The sequence below is a fragment of the Pseudomonas sp. NyZ201 genome (genome assembly GCF_049860765.1).
GTDB lineage: Bacteria > Pseudomonadota > Gammaproteobacteria > Pseudomonadales > Pseudomonadaceae > Aquipseudomonas > Aquipseudomonas bharatica.
Genome location: NZ_CP187557.1, coordinates 2,078,115 through 2,096,580, shown reverse-complemented (window position 1 = coordinate 2,096,580; position 18,466 = coordinate 2,078,115). Strand labels below are relative to the sequence as shown.

The window sequence follows — 18,466 nt, the reverse complement described above, 5'->3', positions numbered from 1 at the left end:
GAAAAAGCGCTATCTACCACCCGGAGAGGCAAAACCGACCGCAGGTCGGTTGCGGCGAACGGACGACGAATTGTCCCCGCGAATCTGCCGACAGGCGTTTCCGATCTGCACGGGATGTATTATCTTGACCGCCTTGCGCGCAAAGCGCGGCCTGACCACGGATCAAGACTGGCAGGCGATTGCCAAACAGATCGAGGGTGCCATGAGCAACGAAAGCATTAACTGGGACAAGCTGGGCTTCGACTACATCAAGACCGACAAGCGCTACCTCTCCGTATGGCGCGACGGCGCGTGGGACGCGGGCACCCTGACCGAAGACAACGTCCTGCACATCAGCGAAGGCTCCACTGCCCTGCACTACGGCCAGCAATGCTTCGAAGGCCTCAAGGCCTACCGTTGCCAGGACGGTTCGATCAACCTGTTCCGCCCAGACCAGAACGCCGCGCGCATGGCCCGCAGCTGCGCCCGCCTGCTGATGCCGCAAGTGCCGACCGACGTGTTCATCGAGGCCTGCAAGCAGGTGGTCAAGGCCAACGAGCGCTTCGTCCCGCCGTACGGCAAGGGTGCCCTGTACCTGCGTCCGTTCGTGATCGGCGTGGGTGACAACGTTGGCGTGCGCACCGCGCCGGAGTTCATCTTCTCGGTGTTCGCCATCCCGGTCGGTTCCTACTTCAAGGGCGGCATGACCCCGCACAACTTCATCATCTCCGGCTATGACCGTGCCGCCCCGCAAGGCACCGGCGCGGCCAAGGTCGGCGGCAACTACGCGGCCAGCCTGATGCCAGGCGCCGAAGCCAAGAAACAAGGCTTCGCCGACGCCATCTACCTCGACCCGCTGACCCACAGCAAGATCGAGGAAGTGGGTTCGGCCAACTTCTTCGGCATCACCGCCGACAACGAATTCATCACCCCGAAGTCCGCGTCCGTGCTGCCGGGCATCACCCGCCTGTCGTTGATGGAACTGGCCGCCTCGCGCCTGGGCCTGAAAGTGATCGAAGGCGACGTGCTGATCGACGAGATCGGCAAGTTCAAGGAAGCCGGCGCCTGCGGTACTGCTGCGGTGATCACCCCGATCGGCGGCATCCAGTACAACGGCAAGCTGCATGTGTTCCACAGCGAGACCGAAGTCGGCCCGATCACCAAGAAGCTGTATGCCGAACTGACCGGCATCCAGAGCGGTGACGTGGAAGGCCCGGCTGGCTGGATCGTCAAGGTCGCTTGATCTTTCCCTCCGTCGCGGGACACCCGTCCCGCGACAACCCTCCGTATGTCAAAAAATCGCTCAGCGACTTTTCGCAACATGAATTTCCTTTAACCCGGGCCTTGCCTATTCTTTGGCACAATCCAGTTTCCAAATGCCGCCCAGGTAAAAGCATGCCCCGCGTACTGACTATCGAAGACGATGCCGTCACCGGCCAGGAGATCGTCGCCGAACTTTCCAGCCATGGCCTCGAGGTCGAGTGGGTCGACAACGGCCGCGAAGGCCTGGCCCGCGCCATCGCCGGCGGCTACGACCTGATCACGGTCGACCGCATGCTGCCGGAAGTCGACGGCCTGACCATCGTCACCACCCTGCGCAACCTCAAGATCACCACGCCGATCCTGATGATCAGTGCCCTCTCCGACGTGGACGAACGGGTGCGCGGCCTGCGCGCCGGCGGCGACGACTACCTGACCAAGCCCTTCGCCTCCGACGAAATGGCTGCCCGGGTCGAGGTGCTGCTGCGGCGCAACAGCGTACCCATGACCCAGACCCGCCTGCAGGTCGCCGACCTCGAGCTGGACCTGATCAGCCATGAGGCCCGGCGCGGCGAGCAGGCCCTGAACCTGCTGCCCACCGAGTACAAGCTGCTGGAATTTCTCATGCGTCATGCCGGGCAGGTGATTACCCGGATGATGATCTTCGAGGAAGTCTGGGGGTATCACTTCGACCCCGGGACCAACCTGATCGATGTGCATATCGGCCGCCTGCGCAAGAAGATCGACGCGCCCGGCCAGACGCCGCTGATTCGCACCGTGCGAGGCTCCGGCTATGCCATTGCCGAACCCGCATAAGGGCTGGAGTTCGTCCACCAGCCGTTTGCTGGCGCTGTACAGTTTCCTGTTCGTGGCCTGGAGCAGCATCCTCATGGGGGTGCTGTACTTCGAAGTGTCCAGCTACTTGAACAAGCTGACCCGGCATTCCCTGACCCAGCGCCAGCACCTGTTCGCCCATATGAGCGGCAAGCAACTGGACGATGCGCTGATCGCCAGCCAGGCCTTCGAGGAACGCAGTTTCGACGCCTACGGTCTGTTCGACGCGCAATTCAACCCGCTTGGCGGCCAGATCCGCCAGATGCCAGCGGGGCTCGGCCTCGACGGGCGGATCCATGAGCTCAAGCGCTGTCTCGATGCCGACGACCCGCGCCTGCCGGCCGACAGTTGCGACGGCGTGGCGCTGAAGGTACCGGACGGGCGCTGGCTGGTCCTGGTGCGCGACAACGGCTCGCTGTTCGTGGTCACCCGGATCATCCTGCATGCCCTGCTCTGGGGACTCTCGCTGACCATCATTCCCGGCATCGCCGGCTGGTACTGGCTGCGGCGTCGGCCGCTCAAGCGCATCCGCGCGATCCAGGCCACCGCCGAGCAGATCGTCGCCGGCGACCTGACCCGGCGCCTGCCGCTGTCGCAACGGCGTGACGAGCTGGACATGCTGGCAGCCATCGTCAACGCCATGCTCGACCGCATCGAGCGCCTGATGCACGAGGTCAAGGGCGTCTGCGACAACATCGCCCACGACCTGCGCACGCCGCTGACCCGCCTGCGGGCCCAGTTGTACAGGATCCGCCAGCAGGCCGGGGATGATGCGCCCCGGGCCGAAGCCATGGAGCAGGCGATCGCCGAGACCGACACCCTGATGGCACGCTTTCGCGGCTTGCTGCGCATCAGCGAGCTGGAAGACCGCCAGCGCCGCGCAGGCTTCGTCGAACTGGAGACCGGGGCGTTACTGGCAGAACTGCATGACTTCTACCTGCCGCTTGCCGAAGACGGCGAAATTGCCCTTGCACTGAAGATGCCGGAGGCACTGCCGCCGCTGTTCGGCGACCACGAGTTGCTGTTCGAGGCGCTGGCCAACCTGGTGGGCAACGCGATGAAGTTCACCCCCGCCGGCGGCCAAGTGCGGATCAGCGCCAGCAGCGATGACGACGGCGTGCATATCGCGGTGGAAGACAGCGGGCCAGGGATTCCGGCGGAGGAGCGGGAGACGGTGCTGAAGCGCTTCTATCGCAGCGAGGAAGGCCACAAGCATGCGGGGTTCGGGCTGGGACTGTCGATCGTCGCGGCGATCGTCGATCTGCATGGGTTCGGGCTGGAGGTAGGGGAAAGCGACCTCGGCGGGGCCCGGCTGGTGATGCATTGCCGGGGGCAGGTGTGAAAGGCTGATGGCCTCATCGCGGCAACGCCGGCCCACACAAGTTCGGCGGTGTGCGCGATCCTGTGGGAGCCGGCGTTGCCGGCGATGAGGCCATCGCTGGCAACACAGGGCTTCAGTCAGCCAGACGCCAGGTGGTCCCGCCCTTGCCGTCTTCCAGCACCACACCCATGGCTGTGATCTGGTCGCGGATGCGGTCGGATTCGGCCCAGTTCTTGTCGGCCCGAGCCTGCAGGCGGGCCTGGATCAGCGCCTCGACTTCAGCCGCATCGACCTTGCCCTCGGCCCCCGCACGCAGGAACTCGTCGGCATCCAGCTGCAGCACGCCCAGCAAACCACCCAGCTCGCGCAGACGCCCTGCCAGGCCAGCCGCAGCCTGTGCGTCGCTGTCGCGCAGACGGTTGATCTCGCGCACCAGGTCGAACAGCACGGCGCAGGCTTCAGGGGTGCCGAAGTCGTCGTTCATCGCCGCGGCGAAACGCTCGACGAATTCCTCGCCACCCTGCGGCGCCACCAGCGGCAGGCCGCGCAGCGCGTGGTAGAAGCGTTCCAGGGCACCCTTGGCGTCGCGCAGGCTGTCCTCGGAGTAGTTGATCGCGCTGCGGTAGTGGCTGGACACCAGCAGGTAGCGGACCACCTCCGGATGATATTTGTCGAGCACATCGCGGATGGTGAAGAAGTTGTTCAGCGACTTCGACATCTTCTCGCCATTGATCCGGATCATCCCGCAGTGCATCCACGACGCAGCGTAAGGCTTGCCGGTGGCCGCTTCGCTCTGGGCGATCTCGTTCTCGTGGTGCGGGAACTCCAGGTCGCTGCCGCCACCATGGATGTCGAAGCTCTCGCCCAGGCAGCAGGTGGACATCACCGAGCACTCAATGTGCCAGCCCGGACGTCCCGGCCCCCATGGTGATTCCCAGCTCGGCTCGCCCGGCTTGACGCCTTTCCACAGGACGAAGTCCAGCGGGTCCTGCTTGGCCTCGTCCACCTCGATCCGCGCGCCGATGCGCAGGTCTTCGATCTTCTTGCGCGACAGCTTGCCGTAGCCGACGAACTTGCCGACCCGGTAGTACACGTCGCCGTTGCCCGGGGCGTAGGCATAACCCTTGTCGATCAGGGTCTGGATCATCGCGTGCATGCCCGGGATATGGTCGGTGGCACGGGGTTCCAGGTCCGGCTTGAGGATGTTCAGGCGGCGCTCGTCCTCGTGCATCGCATCGATCATGCGCGCGGTCAGGGCGTCGAACGACTCGCCGTTCTCGTTGGCGCGGTTGATGATCTTGTCATCGATGTCGGTGATGTTGCGCACGTAGGTCAGGTCGTAGCCGCTATAGCGCAGCCAGCGGGTGACCAGGTCGAAGGCGACCATGCTGCGGCCGTGGCCCAGGTGGCAGAAGTCGTACACGGTCATGCCGCAGACGTACATCCGCACCTTGTTGCCTTCCAGCGGTTTGAATACTTCCTTGGTCTTGCTCAGGGTGTTGTAGATGGTAAGCACGAAATTTCCTCAGCTGCCCCAGGAGTCACGCAGGGACACGGTGCGGTTGAATACCGGTTGGCCTGGACGGGAATCTTTCAGGTCGGCGCAGAAGTAGCCTTCGCGCTCGAACTGGAAGCGGTCCTCTGGCTGGGCGCTACCCAGCGATGGCTCGGCACGACAACCACGCAGCACCTGCAGCGAATCAGGGTTGATGTTGTCGAGGAAGCTGCCGCCCTCTTCGGCCTTCTCCGGGTTCGCAGCACGGAACAGGCGATCGTACAGACGCACTTCGCACTCGACGCTGCCTTCGGCCGGGACCCAATGGATGACGCCCTTGACCTTGCGGCCTTCCGGGTTCTTGCCCAGGGTGTCCGGATCGTAGGAGCAGCGCAGTTCAACGATAGTGCCCTCGGCATCCTTGATCGCCTCGTCGGCGCGGATCACGTAGCTGCCGCGCAGGCGCACTTCACCGGCAGGTTCCAGGCGCTTGTAGCCCTTGGGCGGCTCTTCCATGAAGTCGTCGCGGTCGATGTACAGCTCGCGGGCGAACGGCAGGACGCGCACGCCCATGTCTTCCTTCGGATGGCGCGACAGTTCGAGCTGCTCGACCTGGCCTTCCGGGTAGTTGGTGATCACCACCTTCAGCGGACGCAACACGCACATGGCACGCGGTGCATTGCGGTCGAGGTCGTCACGGATGCTGAACTCGAGCATGGACATGTCGACCACGCCGTCGGAACGGTTGGTGCCGATCATTTCGCAGAAGTTGCGGATCGACGCCGGGGTGTAGCCCCGGCGGCGGAAACCGGACAGGGTCGACATGCGCGGGTCGTCCCAACCATTCACATGCTGCTCGTCCACCAGTTGCTTGAGCTTGCGCTTGCTGGTGATGGTGTAGTTCAGGTTGAGGCGGCTGAATTCGTACTGGCGCGGCTTGCACGGCACCGGCAGGTGGTCCAGGAACCACTCGTACAGCGGGCGATGGCCTTCGAACTCCAGGGTGCAGATGGAGTGGGTGATGCCTTCGATGGCATCCGACTGGCCGTGGGTGAAGTCGTAGTTCGGGTAGATGCACCACTTGTCACCGGTCTGGTGGTGATGGGCATGGCGGATGCGGTAGAGGATCGGGTCGCGCAGGTTCATGTTCGGCGAAGCCATGTCGATCTTCGCCCGCAGGACGCGCTCGCCGTCCTTGAACTCGCCGGCCTTCATGCGCGCGAACAGGTCGAGGTTCTCTTCGACGCTGCGCTCGCGGAACGGGCTGTTCCTGCCTGGCTCGGTCAGGTTGCCGCGGTATTCCTTGGCCTGCTCCGGGGTCAGGTCGCAGACGTAGGCGTTGCCCGACTTGATCAGGTCGACGGCCCAGGCGTGCAGCTGGTCGAAGTATTCCGAGGCGTAGCGCACCGGACCGGTCCACTCGAAGCCCAACCACTTGACGTCTTCCTGGATGGCGTCGATGTACTCCTGGTCTTCCTTGGCCGGGTTGGTGTCATCGAAACGCAGGTGGCAGGCACCGCCGAATTCCTTGGCCAGGCCGAAGTTCACGCAGATCGACTTGGCATGGCCGATATGCAGGTAACCGTTGGGCTCTGGCGGGAAACGGGTGACGATGCTGCTGTGCTTGCCCGAATCCAGGTCGGCCTGCACGATCGGGCGCAGGAAATTCACGGGAACGGCGGGCGCGCCTTTGGCGGCATTGGGAGCGGTGTCGGTGGGCTTGCTCATAGGATCCTTGGAAGTCCGGTCTGCGGCGCGGGTAGGCCGCGTGAAACAAAGCCCGTATCATAGCCGAAGCCGTCGCGCCGCCGACAGCACCACGCCGACAAACCGGCGCTAATATGCACGGCGTACGAAAAAAATCCCTGGCAGGAACGTATCGCCGCTGGCGAAGCGGGCGTCAGGGTCATATATGTGCGATGCACATCTCTTCTTACCACATGCCTTGAGAGAGCGAATTCCAGCATGGCCAAAGTCAAACTGAGCACCAACCATGGCGACATCGTCCTGAAACTGGACAGCGAAAAAGCCCCGAAAACCGTGGAAAACTTCGTCCAGTACGTGCAAGACGGCCACTACGACGGCACCATCTTCCACCGCGTGATCAAGGGCTTCATGATCCAGGGCGGCGGTTTCGACACCAGCATGACCCAGAAGAAAACCCGCGCCAGCATCCAGAACGAAGCCGACAACGGCCTGCCGAACAAGCAGTACTCGATCGCCATGGCCCGCACCATGGAGCCGCATTCGGCTTCGGCACAGTTCTTCATCAACGGCACCGACAACGATTTCCTCAACCACAGCGGCAAGAACGTGCAGGGCTGGGGCTACGCAGTATTCGGTGAAGTGATCGAAGGCCGTGAAGTCGTGGATGCCATCGAGAAGGTCGCCACCGGCTCCAAGGCTGGCCACCAGGACGTACCGAAGGAAGACGTGATCATCGAGAAAGCCGAGATCATTGAGTGATCCTGCTGGTCTCCGACCTGCATCTGCAAGAAGAACGCCCGGACATTACCCGGGCGTTTCTTGATCTGCTGGCGACCCGCGCCCGGGATGCACAGGCCCTGTACATCCTCGGCGACTTCTTCGAGGCCTGGATCGGCGACGACGGCATGACGCCGTTCCAGCAGTCGATCTGCCAGGCCCTGCGCGCGCTGAGCGACAGCGGCACCCGGGTGTTCCTGATGCACGGCAACCGCGATTTCCTGATCGGCCAGGCCTTCTGCAAGGCTGCCGGTTGCACCCTGCTCAAGGACCCCAGCGTGGTCGAGATGGGCGGCGAGCCGGTACTGCTGATGCATGGCGACAGCCTGTGCACCCGCGACGAAGCCTACATGAAGCTGCGCCGCTACCTGCGCAACCCGCTGAGCCTGTGGATCCTGCGCCACCTGCCGCTGTCCACCCGGCGCAAGCTGGCGCGCAAGCTGCGCAGCGAAAGCAAGGCGCAGACGCGCATGAAAGCCAACGACATCATCGATGTCACCGCAGAGGAAGTACCGCGCTTGATGCAACGCCACGGCGTGCGCACCCTGATCCATGGCCACACCCACCGGCCGGCCATCCACAAGCTCACCCTCGAAGACGGCAGCGCCGGGCGGCGCATCGTGCTGGGCGACTGGGACAGGCAAGGTTGGGCGCTGCAAGTGGATGAACAAGGCTTCCAGCTGAGCCCGTTCGACTTCGCCTGATCCCTTCCTGAACATCACGCCATCCCTGTAGGCGCTGGCTTGCCTGCGATGGGCCGCGCAGCGGCCCTAAACCCATCCAGCACGAGCAGCAGGCAGGTGAGCCTGCACATTCGTGCATGCAGACAGATGCTCGGTGTGGCAGGTTCCGGGGCCGCTGCGCGGTCCATCGCAGGCAAGCCAGCTCCTGCAGAGGGTTGGGCGGCATCCGGGTTTTCCACCCTTCACTCAATGCCCGCTCGAGGCCGGCCCCGCCTTCGCCGCGAACGGCGGTTTCGCCAGCCACACCAGCAGGATCAACCCCGCGAATATCCAGCCCATCAGGGTGAAGTAATCCACCGTCGACATCATGTAGGCCTGGCTGCTGAGCATCTGCTCCAGTTGCCGATACGCCGTGCCCCCTGCCCCGCCCAGTTGATGCAGGGCATCACGGGTCGCCGGATCGTAGGTGCTGATGCTTTCGCTGAGGTAGGCATGATGCTGGTCCGCGCGACGGATCCAGATCCAAGTGGTCAGCGACGCCGCGAAGCTGCCACCGAGGGTGCGCAGGAAGGTCGCCAGGCCCGAACCGTCGGCGATCTGCTGCGGCGGCAGGTCCGAGAGCAGGATGCTCAGGGTCGGCATGAAGAACAGCGCCACGCCGATACCCATGAACAACTGCACCAGCGCGACGTGCTGGAAGTCCACTTCATGGGTGAATTCAGCACGCATGAAGCAGCTCAGGCCGATCGCCAGGAACGCCAGCCCGGCCAGCAGGCGCAGGTCGAAGCGGTGCGCGTACTTGCCCACGAACGGCGACATCAATACCGGCAGCAGGCCGATCGGCGCTACCGCCAGCCCGGCCCAGGTCGCGGTATAGCCCATCTGCGTCTGCAGCCATTGCGGCAGGATCAGGTTGATGCCGAAGAAGCCGGCATAGCCGCCCACCAGCACGATGGTGCCGATGCGGAAGTTGCGATACGCGAACAGCCTGAGGTTGACCACCGGGTGCTTGTCGGTCAGTTCCCAGATGATGAACACGGCGATGAACACCACGGATATCAGGCTGCCGACGATGATGAAGTTCGACTCGAACCAGTCCAGGTCGTTGCCTTTGTCGAGGACGATCTGCAACGCTCCGACACCGACGATCAGGCTCAGCAGACCGACGTAGTCCATCGGCTGGCGGCTGGTCTGCACCGGCCGCGTGCGCATCTGCTGGCGCACCACGGCGGCAGCGAACAGGCCGATGGGCACGTTGATGAAGAAGATCCAGGGCCAGCTGTAGCTGTCGGTGATCCAGCCGCCGAGAATCGGCCCGGCAATCGGCGCCACCACCGTGACCATGGCCAACAGCGCCAGGGCCATGCCGCGCTTCGCCGGTGGATAGACCGCGATCAGCAAGGTCTGGGTCATCGGGTACAACGGCCCGGCGACCACCCCTTGCAGCACGCGAAACCCCACCAGTTCCGGCATCGACTGGGAGATCCCGCAGAGGAACGAGGCCAGCACGAACAGCAGGGTTGCCCAGATGAACAGCTTGACCTCGCCGAAGCGCCTGCTCAGCCAGCCGGTCAGCGGCAGGGCGATGGCATTGCTCACCGCGAACGAGGTGATGACCCAGGTGCCTTGCTCCGAACTCACCCCGAGGTTGCCGGAAATGGTCGGCAGCGCCACGTTGGCGATGGTGGTGTCGAGCACCTGCATGAAGGTCGCCAAGGACAGGCCGATGGTGGTCAGCAGCAGGCTCGGCGGGGTGAACGAAGCCTGGTTGCTCATCGCTGGGCCGTCTTGTCGCTGGCGCTGTTGTCATGGATCAGCCTGGCAATCAGGGTATCGGCTTCGGCCAACTGGCGATCATACACCTGGGTGGCGAAGCTGGCCTTCTGCGGCGGCTGCTGGGCCAGGACCGGGCCGCTCTGGTCGTGCAGGTCGACATCGACCAGGGTCGACAAACCGATGCGCAGCGGATGCCGGGCCAGTTGCTCGGGGTTGATGTGTACCCTCACCGGCACGCGCTGGACGATCTTGATCCAGTTGCCGGTGGCGTTCTGCGCCGGCAGCAGCGCGAAGGCACTGCCGGTCCCGGCGCCGAGGCTGTCGATGGTACCGTTGTATTTCACGTCGCTGCCGTACAGGTCGGCAGTGATTTCCACCGGCTGGCCGATACGCATGTTGCGCAGCTGGGTTTCCTTGAAGTTGGCGTCGATCCACAGCTGGTCAAGCGGAATCACCGCCATGGTCGCGGTGCCCGGCTCCAGGCGCTGGCCGAGTTGCACGGTACGCTTGGCCACATAACCAGTGACCGGCGCCACCAGGGTGGTGCGGGCATTGCTCAGGTAGGCCTGGCGCAGCTCGGCGGCGGCGGCCTGGACTTCCGGATGGGAGGACACCACGGTGTCGTCCACCAGCGCCGTGGTGGTGTTGAGCTGCTGCTGGGCATTGCTCAGGGCGCTCTGGGCCGAGGCCAGGTCGTCACGGGCGTGGGACAGTTCTTCCTGGGAAATCGCCCCGCCGGCGGCGAGGGTCTTGCGTCGGTTGTAGTTTTCCTGGGCCTTCTGCAATTCGGCCTTGCGCGCCGCGACCTGGGCCTTCTGCCCGTCGACATTGCTGTACAGCCCGCGCACCTGGCGCACGGCCCGGGCCAGCTTGGCCTCGGCGGCCTGCAGGCCGACCTCGGCGTCGCTCGGGTCGAAGCGGATCAGCTCCTGGCCGGCCTGCACCAGGTCGCCGTCGTCGGCGCCGATGCTGACCACGGTCCCGGAGATCAGCGGGGTGATTTCCACCACGTTGCCGTTGACATAGGCGTCGTCGGTACTTTCGCTCCAGCGCCCGTACAGCTCGTGCCAGGCCCAGGTGCCGGCGCCCAGGGCGACGACGATGAGCGCCAGAGCGATCAGCCAGGTCTTGCGCTTGCGCTGGTTGTTGACGTCCTGCTCGTTGACGGCAGTGTCCGTTGGGTTAGCCATGACGAATACCTTATGGGTGTCGGGGAGCCGGCGATGCGCTCGCCGCCTGTTGTTGCGGTTGATCCTGGAAGCCGCCGCCGAGGGCCTGCATCAACAGGATCGAGCGATCGATACGCTCGGCGTTGAGTTCGGCCAGTTGGCGCTGCGCCTGCAGCAATTGCTGCTCGATGCTCAGCACATCGAGGAAGTTGCCGATGCCCGAGCCATAGCGCTGCATCACCGTGTCGTAGGACTGCTGGGCGATATCGGCGGCACGCTGCTTGGCCGCGACCTGCTCGCCGAGGGCGTGCAACTGGTCGATGCTGTCGCTGACTTCCCCGAGGGCGTTGACCAGGCTTTTGTTGTACTGGGCAACCGCCAGGTCGTAGTCGGCGTCGCGGGCATCGAGGTCGGCGCGCAGGCGGCCGCCGTCGAAGATCGGCAGGGATACGGTCGGGGCGATAGTGAAGAAGCGGCTCGGCGCACCGAAGATCGCGTCCCCCAGCAGGGCCTGGGTGCCGGCGGCGGCGCTCAGGTTGAGGTTGGGGTAGAAGCGGGTCTTGCCGGCGTCGATGGACTTGCTCGCCGCCTCCACGCGCCAGCGCGCCGCCACCAGGTCAGGACGACGCCCCAGCAGTTCGGCCGGCAGCACCGATGGCAGGGCTACCGCGCCGGGCTTGAGCACCGCCGGACGGGCAATCTCGCGCGCCCGGTCCGGCCCCTTGCCAAGCAGCACGGCCAGCGCCACCTGGGCGCTGCGCAATTGCTTGGCGGCATTGATCGCCTGTTCTTCCGAGCTGGCAGCAAGGCTTTCGGTCTGTTGCAACTGGTAGTCGCTGTCGATCCCGGCGCTCAGGCGGCGCTGGCCCAGGTCGAGCATCTGCCGGGTGCGCTTGAGGTCTTCCTGGGTCAGGTCGTTGACGATATAGGCCTGGCCAAGCTGGCTGTAGGCCCGAGCCACGTCAGCGGCCAGGGTCAGCCTGGCGGCCTGGCGGTCCACCTCGGCGGCGCGGGCCTGGCCGAGGGCAGCTTCCCAAGCGTCGCGCTGGCCGCCCCAGAGGTCGAAGTTGTAGTTGAAGTCGAGGCTGAGGCTGCGCAGGGTCGAATAGCGACCGCCCTGCCCCGCCGGATCCTGGTCACGGGCCAGGCGCGAGCGGCTGACGCTGGCGTTGGCGTCCAGGGTCGGCATGCGTTCGGCATCGGCGGCCAGGGCGGCGGCGCTGGCCTGGTGGGCACGGGCGCTGGCGATCTGCATGTCCGGGCTGTCGCGCAGGGCCTCAGTGATCAGGCCGTCCAACTGTGGATCGCCAAGGTCGCGCCACCAGTCGCTCTTCGGCCAGGCGGCCGGCGACAGGGTGACGCCTTCGAGGGTCTTGCCGGCTTTCAATTCGCTGGCAGACAGGCGCTGGCCAGTGGTCGTCAGGCCTTGGTAACTGGCGCAACCGGCCAGGCTCAGGGCAAGCGCCAGCAGGCTCAGGCTGGTGCGCAAGGCATTCGTGTTCATTTATGGCTCACCCGCATCAGGGTCAGCGTATCGCCTGCGCAGACCAGGACCTTGGTCAGGATCGAGGTGAGTGTCGCCAGTTCTTCCGGGTCGAGCACGCCGACCAGCTCGTTCATCGCCGCCGCACCGATATGCGGCAGGCGATCGGCCAGGGTACGCCCTTCATCGGTCAGGCCGACGCGGACCTGGCGACGGTCTTCGGGGCAACGGCTGCGCGCGATCAGGTGCTTCTGTTCGAGGCGGTCGAGCATGCGGGTCATGGCGCCGCTGTCCAGGCCGAGGTAACGGCACAGGTCGGCCGGGGTATCCACGGCGAACTGGGCGATGATGATCAACACCTTGAACTGCGCGGCGGTAACGTCGTGGTCCTGCAGGTGGGTATCGAGGATACGGTCCTTGACCAGCGCAGCGCGGCCGAGGAGCAGGCCGATGGTGCAGGTCTGGAAGTTTTCGGGGGTGAAATGCTGCATGTGGGGAGAACCCTGCTTAGGCAGTGATGTAAGCAAATATGTCTGCTCAGGCAATCATTGTCCAGGCATTTATTAGCTTGCTTTGTATTTTGTCGATGAAAGGTTGACTGGAAAGGTCAGGATCAGGCGGGAGAGTAGAGATCAGGAAAGCGACGCGGCCCCTGTGGGAGCGGGTTCACCCACGATGAGGGCAGTGAATTCACTATTGTCATCGCGGGTGAACCCGCTCCCACAGGGGCCGCGTGGATTCAGTTCAGGCCGGTACGCCGCTATGGAAACGGAATTCCTCGTCCGGCGAGAGAATCAGCTCCATTTCCACCTCGCGCACCTTGTCTACGGTGCGCTGGATATCCTCGGCATCGCCATAGTGCAGCGCCAGCTTCAGATACCCCTGGTAGTGCCGCGCCTCGCTCTTGAGCAACCCGTGGTAGAACTTGCCCAATTCCTCGTCCAGGTGCGGCACCAGTGCGGCGAAGCGCTCGCAGCTGCGCGCTTCGATAAAGGCGCCGATCACCAGCGTGTCCACCAGCTTGGCCGGTTCGTGGGCCCGGGCCACACGGCGCAACCCCGAGGCGTAGCGGCCGGCAGAGACCGGGCGCAGGGGAACCCCACGGCGCTTCATCAAGCGCAGCACCTGCTCGTGATGGACCAGTTCCTCGCGGGCCAGGCGCGACATCATGTTGATCAGGTCGATATGCGCGTTGTACTTGGCGATCAGGCTGAGGGCGGTGCTGGCGGCCTTGAACTCGCAGTTCTTGTGGTCGATCAGCATGGTTTCCTGGTCGGCCAGCGCCGCTTGCACCCAGGCGTCAGGGGTGCGGCAACCGAGGAAGGCTTCGATTTCGGGGATGGGTTCCATGATTCACAGGCGGCAGGTAGACAGCAGGGCCGGCGATTATACCGGCACCGCCAGCGGACACCAGTGATCCGCGGTTGATATGCATCAAGCTGCGCTGCGGCGAACGCCGACTATAGTCAGGCATTGGTTGTCACTTCCCTGGGAGTTCCCGCTCATGCAAGCCGTCCGCAGCATCCTGGTAGTCCTCGACCCCGAGCACGCCCATAGCCGCGCCCTGACCCGGGCCAAACTCATCGCCACGGCCACCGGCGCCCGCCTGCACCTGCTGATGTGCGACCGCAAGCACGACCACAGCGCCCTGCTCAGCCTGCTGTGCAGCCAATTGCATGACGACGGCTATGACAACGTCACCTTCGAGCAGGCCTGGCACGACACCCTGCACGAATCGATCATCGATGTGCAGCAGGCCGAGGGCTGCGAACTGGTGATCAAGGAACATCGCCCGGACAACCCGCTGAAGAAGGCCCTGCTCACCCCCTCGGACTGGAAACTGCTGCGCCTGTGCCCGGCGGCGGTGCTGATGGTCAAGACCGAGCGGCCATGGACCGGCGGGGTGATCCTGGCGGCCGTAGATGTCGGCAATCATGACCAGGAGCACCGCGTCCTGCACGGCGACATCATCGACCACGGCTACGCCATCGCCGGGCTGGCAAAGGGCGAACTGCACGTGATCGCCGCCCATCCGTCGCCGATGCTGTCGGCGGCCGATCCGGTGTACCAGTTGAAGGAAACCATCGAGCAGCGCTATCGCGAGGAATGCGCGGCGTTCCAGGCCGAATTCGATATTGCCGACGAGCGCCTGCATGTGGCCGAAGGGCCGGCGGATGTGCTGATTCCCCATACCGCGCACAAGCTGGATGCCGTGGTGACGGTGATCGGCACCGTGGCACGCACCGGGATCACCGGGGCGCTGATCGGCAATACCGCGGAGGTGGTGCTGGATTCGCTGGAGAGCGATGTGCTGGTGCTGAAGACGGCCGAGGTAGCGGCGCATTTGAACGAGCTGGCGCAGGGCTGACGCATTTAAGCGCTACACGTACTCTGTGGGAGCGGGTTCACCCGCGATGACGATAGTGAATTCACTGCCCTCATCGCGGGTGAACCCGCTCCCACAGAGTACCCGTGGCGCAGCAGAACTTCATTACCATCAACCCAGGGCATCCTTGAGAAACCCCGGCGCGATATAACGCTGGTAATGGGCTTCGGACAGCAAAAAGAACTCGGTATCGATGGCATCGCGCAGTTCCGGCAGTTCCCAGTCGCGGAACTCCGGCAGCAGCACCAGGCCGTAGGCTTCCAGCTCGCGGATCACCCGCGCACCGCGGGCGATCAGCTGGTAGGCCCAGCAGTATTCCGACTGGTGGGCCACGTAGCGGATCTTGCGCTGCTCCAGTTGCTGGCGCAGGCGCTCGACGTCGAACACTTCCAGCTTGGCGGTCATCACCTGCACCAGCAGTTGCTCCAGGCGCAGCCAGACGGCGCGCTTTTCGTCGTCGTTGTAGCCGTTCCAGTGGATCACTTCATGGTGGAAACGCTTGCAGCCACGGCACACCGTATCCCCGTAAACCGTGGAGCAGAGGCCGACGCAAGGCGTCTTGATGGACTGATTGGACATGGGCGGATCGACAGCATGGCAGTGAAACAGGCGGCCATGTTAGCCCTTTGTCTAACGAGGGTCACTCGTTAAAGTCTTCGCCCTCGCCTTACCTTTATCCGCAAATTGCCGTAGAATCACACCGCCTTTTTAGGCACCAATGTCCGTTAGAAGCTGTTTTCAAAGCGTCACGAGCACAGTCATCCGGTAGAACGGCGTTGGTTCGGAAGATTCACCACTGAATGTTCCGGGCCAGCCCTCATCAGCCTTCCGTTCTACAGGCGTAAAACTTTGAAAGCAGCTTCTGTAAGGATTTCCTGCAACTCTGGCTACGCGGCTCAAAACGCCGTATTTGCGCATGAGTGCGGATTTTCTGGATGAGCGTCCCGGACACCCATTTGGGACCACTGATGAGGGTAATAACTGTGCTTGAAGCCTACCGCAAACATATCGAAGAGCGCGCAGCTCTGGGTATCGTTCCCCAGCCGCTTAACGCCGAACAAACCGCAGGCCTGGTCGAGCTGCTGAAAAACCCGCCGGCCGGCGAAGAAGCCTTCCTCGTAGACCTGATTACCCACCGCGTTCCGCCAGGAGTTGACGAAGCCGCCTACGTCAAGGCCGCTTTCCTCTCCGCCCTCGCCAAGAGCGAAGCCAAATCCCCCCTGATCGACCGCAAGCGTGCCACCGAGCTGCTGGGCACCATGCAGGGCGGCTACAACATCGCCACCCTGGTCGAGCTGCTGGACGACGCCGAACTGGGCGCCGTCGCCGCCGAACAGCTGAAAAACACCCTGCTGATGTTCGACGCCTTCCACGACGTGGCTGAAAAAGCCAAGTCGGGCAACGTCCACGCCAAGGCCGTCCTCGAGTCCTGGGCTGCCGGCGAGTGGTTCACCTCGCGTCCGGCCATCGCCGAGAAGTACACCCTGACCGTGTTCAAGGTGCCCGGCGAAACCAACACCGACGACCTGTCCCCTGCCCCGGACGCCTGGTCGCGCCCTGACATCCCGCTGCACGCCCTGGCCATGCTGAAGATGGCCCGCGACGGCATCGAGCCTTCGCAGCCAGGTTCGGTCGGCCCGCTGGCCCAGATCGAAGCGGTCAAGGCCAAGGGCTTCCCGGTCGCCTACGTCGGTGACGTGGTCGGTACCGGTTCTTCCCGTAAATCCGCAACCAACTCGGTGCTGTGGTTCTTCGGCGACGACATCCCGTACGTGCCGAACAAGCGCGCCGGTGGTTTCTGCTTCGGCACCAAGATCGCCCCGATCTTCTACAACACCATGGAAGACGCCGGCGCCCTGCCGATCGAATTCGACTGCACCAACCTGGCCATGGGCGACGTCATCGACGTCTATCCGTTCAAGGGCGAAGTCCGCCGCCACGGCAGCGACGAGCTGGTCACCACCTTCGAGCTGAAGACCGAGGTCCTGCTGGACGAAGTCCGCGCTGGCGGCCGTATCCCGCTGATCGTCGGCCGCGGCCTGACCGAGAAGGCCCGTGCCGAACTGGGCCTGGGCGCTTCCGACCTGTTCAAGAAGCCCGAGCAGCCTGCCGACACCGGCAAGGGCTACACCCTGGCACAGAAGATGGTCGGCCGGGCATGCGGCGTAGCCGGCGTGCGTCCGGGCACCTACTGCGAACCGAAGATGACCACCGTCGGCTCCCAGGACACCACTGGCCCGATGACCCGCGACGAACTGAAGGACCTGGCCTGCCTGGGCTTCTCCGCCGACCTGGTCATGCAGTCGTTCTGCCACACCGCGGCCTATCCGAAGCCGATCGACGTCACCACCCACCACACCCTGCCGGACTTCATCCGCACCCGCGGCGGCGTGTCCCTGCGTCCGGGCGACGGCATCATCCACAGCTGGCTGAACCGCATGCTGATGCCTGACACCGTCGGCACCGGTGGCGACTCGCACACCCGCTTCCCGATCGGCATCTCGTTCCCGGCCGGTTCCGGCCTGGTGGCCTTCGCCGCCGCCACCGGTGTCATGCCGCTGGACATGCCGGAGTCGATCCTGGTTCGCTTCAAGGGCAAGCTGCAACCTGGCATCACCCTGCGTGACCTGGTCCATGCCATCCCTTACTACGCGATCAAGCAAGGCCTGCTGACCGTCGAGAAGAAAGGCAAGAAGAACGCCTTCTCCGGTCGCATCCTGGAGATCGAAGGCCTGAACGACCTGACCGTCGAGCAAGCGTTCGAACTGTCCGACGCCTCGGCCGAGCGCTCCGCTGCAGGTTGCACCATCAAGCTGCCGGAAAAGGCCATCGCCGAGTACCTGCAGTCCAACATCACCCTGCTGCGCTGGATGATCGGCGAAGGCTACGGCGATGCCCGTACCCTGGAGCGCCGCGCCCAGGCGATGGAAGCCTGGCTGGCCAACCCGGAGCTGCTGTCCGCCGATGCCGACGCCGAATACGCCGAGATCATCGAAATCGACCTGGCCGACGTCAAGGAGCCTGTGCTCTGCGCGCCGAACGACCCGGACGACGCCCGTCTGCTCTCGACCGTACAGGGCGAGAAGATCGACGAAGTGTTCATCGGTTCGTGCATGACCAACATCGGTCACTTCCGCGCTGCCGGCAAGCTGCTGGAAAAGGTCAAGGGTGGCATTCCGACCCGTCTGTGGCTGGCTCCGCCAACCAAGATGGACGCCCACCAGCTGACCGAGGAAGGCTACTACGGCATCTACGGCAAGGCTGGCGCGCGCATGGAAATGCCGGGCTGCTCGCTGTGCATGGGTAACCAGGCTCGCGTACAGACCGGTTCGACCGTGGTTTCCACCTCGACCCGTAACTTCCCGAACCGCCTGGGCGACGCTACCAACGTGTACCTGGCTTCGGCCGAGCTGGCCGCGGTCGCTTCGATCCTCGGCAAGCTGCCGACCGTCGAGGAGTACATGGAGTACGCGAAGAACATCGACAGCATGGCTGCCGACGTCTACCGCTACCTGAGCTTCGACCAGATCGCCGAGTTCCGCGACGCGGCTGCGAACGCCAAGATCCCGGCTGTTCAGGTCTAAAGCAGGTCCCGT

15 protein-coding genes are annotated in these 18,466 nt (G+C 64.2%); 7 read left to right on the top strand and 8 right to left on the bottom strand.

Translation table 11 applies throughout. The features are described from left to right. The first annotated feature begins 202 nt into the window (after positions 1–202). The 3 genes from ACPFMA_RS09410 to ACPFMA_RS09400 all read left to right on the top strand — a co-directional run bounded on the left by ACPFMA_RS09410 (position 203) and on the right by ACPFMA_RS09400 (position 3,415). A complete protein-coding gene (locus ACPFMA_RS09410) occupies positions 203–1,222 on the top strand; it encodes a branched-chain amino acid aminotransferase (RefSeq protein WP_425930047.1) in 1,020 nt (339 codons plus the stop codon). 152 nt (positions 1,223–1,374) lie between these two features. Then, the gene (locus ACPFMA_RS09405; protein ID WP_009394551.1) at positions 1,375–2,055 is read left to right on the top strand and encodes a response regulator transcription factor; all 681 of its coding nucleotides are present in this window, start codon (positions 1,375–1,377) and stop codon (positions 2,053–2,055) included. After that, positions 2,033–3,415: a sensor histidine kinase gene (locus ACPFMA_RS09400; protein WP_425930046.1), complete on the top strand. Its 1,383-nt coding sequence runs from the start codon at positions 2,033–2,035 to the stop codon at positions 3,413–3,415. Before ACPFMA_RS09405 ends, ACPFMA_RS09400 begins: the two co-directional genes overlap by 23 nt. Before the next feature lie 112 nt (positions 3,416–3,527). On the opposite strand, the gene cysS is transcribed toward ACPFMA_RS09400, so the two are convergent. Both cysS and ACPFMA_RS09390 read right to left on the bottom strand, forming a co-directional pair. Next, positions 3,528–4,910, bottom strand: a complete 1,383-nt coding sequence (gene cysS / locus ACPFMA_RS09395) for a cysteine--tRNA ligase (RefSeq protein WP_009394548.1) — start codon at positions 4,908–4,910, stop codon at positions 3,528–3,530. A gap of 9 nt (positions 4,911–4,919) precedes the next feature. Continuing rightward, complete coding sequence (locus tag ACPFMA_RS09390) at positions 4,920–6,617, bottom strand: glutamine--tRNA ligase/YqeY domain fusion protein (protein ID WP_420059399.1); 1,698 nt, start codon at positions 6,615–6,617, stop codon at positions 4,920–4,922. A 237-nt stretch (positions 6,618–6,854) separates the two neighbouring features. On the opposite strand from ACPFMA_RS09390, the gene ACPFMA_RS09385 reads away from it, so the two are divergent. Together ACPFMA_RS09385 and ACPFMA_RS09380 are read left to right on the top strand one after the other, a co-directional pair. Next, complete coding sequence (locus tag ACPFMA_RS09385) at positions 6,855–7,355, top strand: peptidylprolyl isomerase (protein ID WP_420059400.1); 501 nt, start codon at positions 6,855–6,857, stop codon at positions 7,353–7,355. Next, positions 7,352–8,077, top strand: a complete 726-nt coding sequence (locus tag ACPFMA_RS09380; protein WP_064304321.1) for a UDP-2,3-diacylglucosamine diphosphatase — start codon at positions 7,352–7,354, stop codon at positions 8,075–8,077. Before ACPFMA_RS09385 ends, ACPFMA_RS09380 begins: the two co-directional genes overlap by 4 nt. A gap of 225 nt (positions 8,078–8,302) precedes the next feature. Here ACPFMA_RS09380 and ACPFMA_RS09375 read toward each other — a convergent pair whose 3' ends face one another. The 5 genes from ACPFMA_RS09375 to ACPFMA_RS09355 all read right to left on the bottom strand — a co-directional run bounded on the left by ACPFMA_RS09375 (position 8,303) and on the right by ACPFMA_RS09355 (position 13,834). Continuing rightward, complete coding sequence (locus tag ACPFMA_RS09375; RefSeq protein WP_425930045.1) at positions 8,303–9,832, bottom strand: DHA2 family efflux MFS transporter permease subunit; 1,530 nt, start codon at positions 9,830–9,832, stop codon at positions 8,303–8,305. Continuing rightward, entirely contained in the window at positions 9,829–11,022 is a 1,194-nt protein-coding gene (locus tag ACPFMA_RS09370) for an HlyD family efflux transporter periplasmic adaptor subunit (protein WP_009394541.1), read from the bottom strand. Before ACPFMA_RS09370 ends, ACPFMA_RS09375 begins: the two co-directional genes overlap by 4 nt. Before the next feature lie 10 nt (positions 11,023–11,032). Further along, positions 11,033–12,505 carry an efflux transporter outer membrane subunit gene (locus ACPFMA_RS09365; protein WP_425930044.1) on the bottom strand — a complete coding sequence of 491 codons (1,473 nt, stop codon included), beginning with the start codon at positions 12,503–12,505 and terminating at the stop codon, positions 11,033–11,035. Then, a complete protein-coding gene (locus ACPFMA_RS09360; protein ID WP_420059404.1) occupies positions 12,502–12,975 on the bottom strand; it encodes a MarR family winged helix-turn-helix transcriptional regulator in 474 nt (157 codons plus the stop codon). Before ACPFMA_RS09360 ends, ACPFMA_RS09365 begins: the two co-directional genes overlap by 4 nt. Before the next feature lie 253 nt (positions 12,976–13,228). Continuing rightward, positions 13,229–13,834, bottom strand: coding sequence for a tRNA-(ms[2]io[6]A)-hydroxylase (locus ACPFMA_RS09355; RefSeq protein ID WP_420059405.1), 606 nt, complete (start codon positions 13,832–13,834; stop codon positions 13,229–13,231). A 154-nt stretch (positions 13,835–13,988) separates the two neighbouring features. Here ACPFMA_RS09355 and ACPFMA_RS09350 point away from each other — a divergent pair, with 154 nt between their 5' ends. Beyond that, complete coding sequence (locus ACPFMA_RS09350) at positions 13,989–14,852, top strand: universal stress protein (protein ID WP_064304324.1); 864 nt, start codon at positions 13,989–13,991, stop codon at positions 14,850–14,852. A 129-nt stretch (positions 14,853–14,981) separates the two neighbouring features. Here ACPFMA_RS09350 and ACPFMA_RS09345 read toward each other — a convergent pair whose 3' ends face one another. Further along, positions 14,982–15,449, bottom strand: a complete 468-nt coding sequence (locus tag ACPFMA_RS09345; protein WP_009394521.1) for a DUF1289 domain-containing protein — start codon at positions 15,447–15,449, stop codon at positions 14,982–14,984. A 404-nt stretch (positions 15,450–15,853) separates the two neighbouring features. Here ACPFMA_RS09345 and acnB point away from each other — a divergent pair, with 404 nt between their 5' ends. Further along, positions 15,854–18,454 carry a bifunctional aconitate hydratase 2/2-methylisocitrate dehydratase gene (acnB, locus tag ACPFMA_RS09340; RefSeq protein WP_009394520.1) on the top strand — a complete coding sequence of 867 codons (2,601 nt, stop codon included), beginning with the start codon at positions 15,854–15,856 and terminating at the stop codon, positions 18,452–18,454. The last annotated feature ends 12 nt before the right edge of the window (positions 18,455–18,466 follow it).

Excerpts from the sequence above, each read along its gene's own strand:
- ACPFMA_RS09410 (WP_425930047.1), top strand. The coding sequence starts at position 203 with ATGAGCAACGAAAGCATTAACTGGGACAAGCTGGGCTTCGACTACATC.
- ACPFMA_RS09405 (WP_009394551.1), top strand. The coding sequence starts at position 1,375 with ATGCCCCGCGTACTGACTATCGAAGACGATGCCGTCACCGGCCAGGAG.
- ACPFMA_RS09400 (WP_425930046.1), top strand. The coding sequence starts at position 2,033 with ATGCCATTGCCGAACCCGCATAAGGGCTGGAGTTCGTCCACCAGCCGT.
- ACPFMA_RS09390 (WP_420059399.1), bottom strand. The coding sequence starts at position 6,617 with ATGAGCAAGCCCACCGACACCGCTCCCAATGCCGCCAAAGGCGCGCCC.
- ACPFMA_RS09385 (WP_420059400.1), top strand. The coding sequence starts at position 6,855 with ATGGCCAAAGTCAAACTGAGCACCAACCATGGCGACATCGTCCTGAAA.
- ACPFMA_RS09375 (WP_425930045.1), bottom strand. The coding sequence starts at position 9,832 with ATGAGCAACCAGGCTTCGTTCACCCCGCCGAGCCTGCTGCTGACCACC.
- ACPFMA_RS09370 (WP_009394541.1), bottom strand. The coding sequence starts at position 11,022 with ATGGCTAACCCAACGGACACTGCCGTCAACGAGCAGGACGTCAACAAC.
- ACPFMA_RS09365 (WP_425930044.1), bottom strand. The coding sequence starts at position 12,505 with ATGAACACGAATGCCTTGCGCACCAGCCTGAGCCTGCTGGCGCTTGCC.
- ACPFMA_RS09360 (WP_420059404.1), bottom strand. The coding sequence starts at position 12,975 with ATGCAGCATTTCACCCCCGAAAACTTCCAGACCTGCACCATCGGCCTG.
- ACPFMA_RS09355 (WP_420059405.1), bottom strand. The coding sequence starts at position 13,834 with ATGGAACCCATCCCCGAAATCGAAGCCTTCCTCGGTTGCCGCACCCCT.
- ACPFMA_RS09350 (WP_064304324.1), top strand. The coding sequence starts at position 13,989 with ATGCAAGCCGTCCGCAGCATCCTGGTAGTCCTCGACCCCGAGCACGCC.
- ACPFMA_RS09345 (WP_009394521.1), bottom strand. The coding sequence starts at position 15,449 with ATGTCCAATCAGTCCATCAAGACGCCTTGCGTCGGCCTCTGCTCCACG.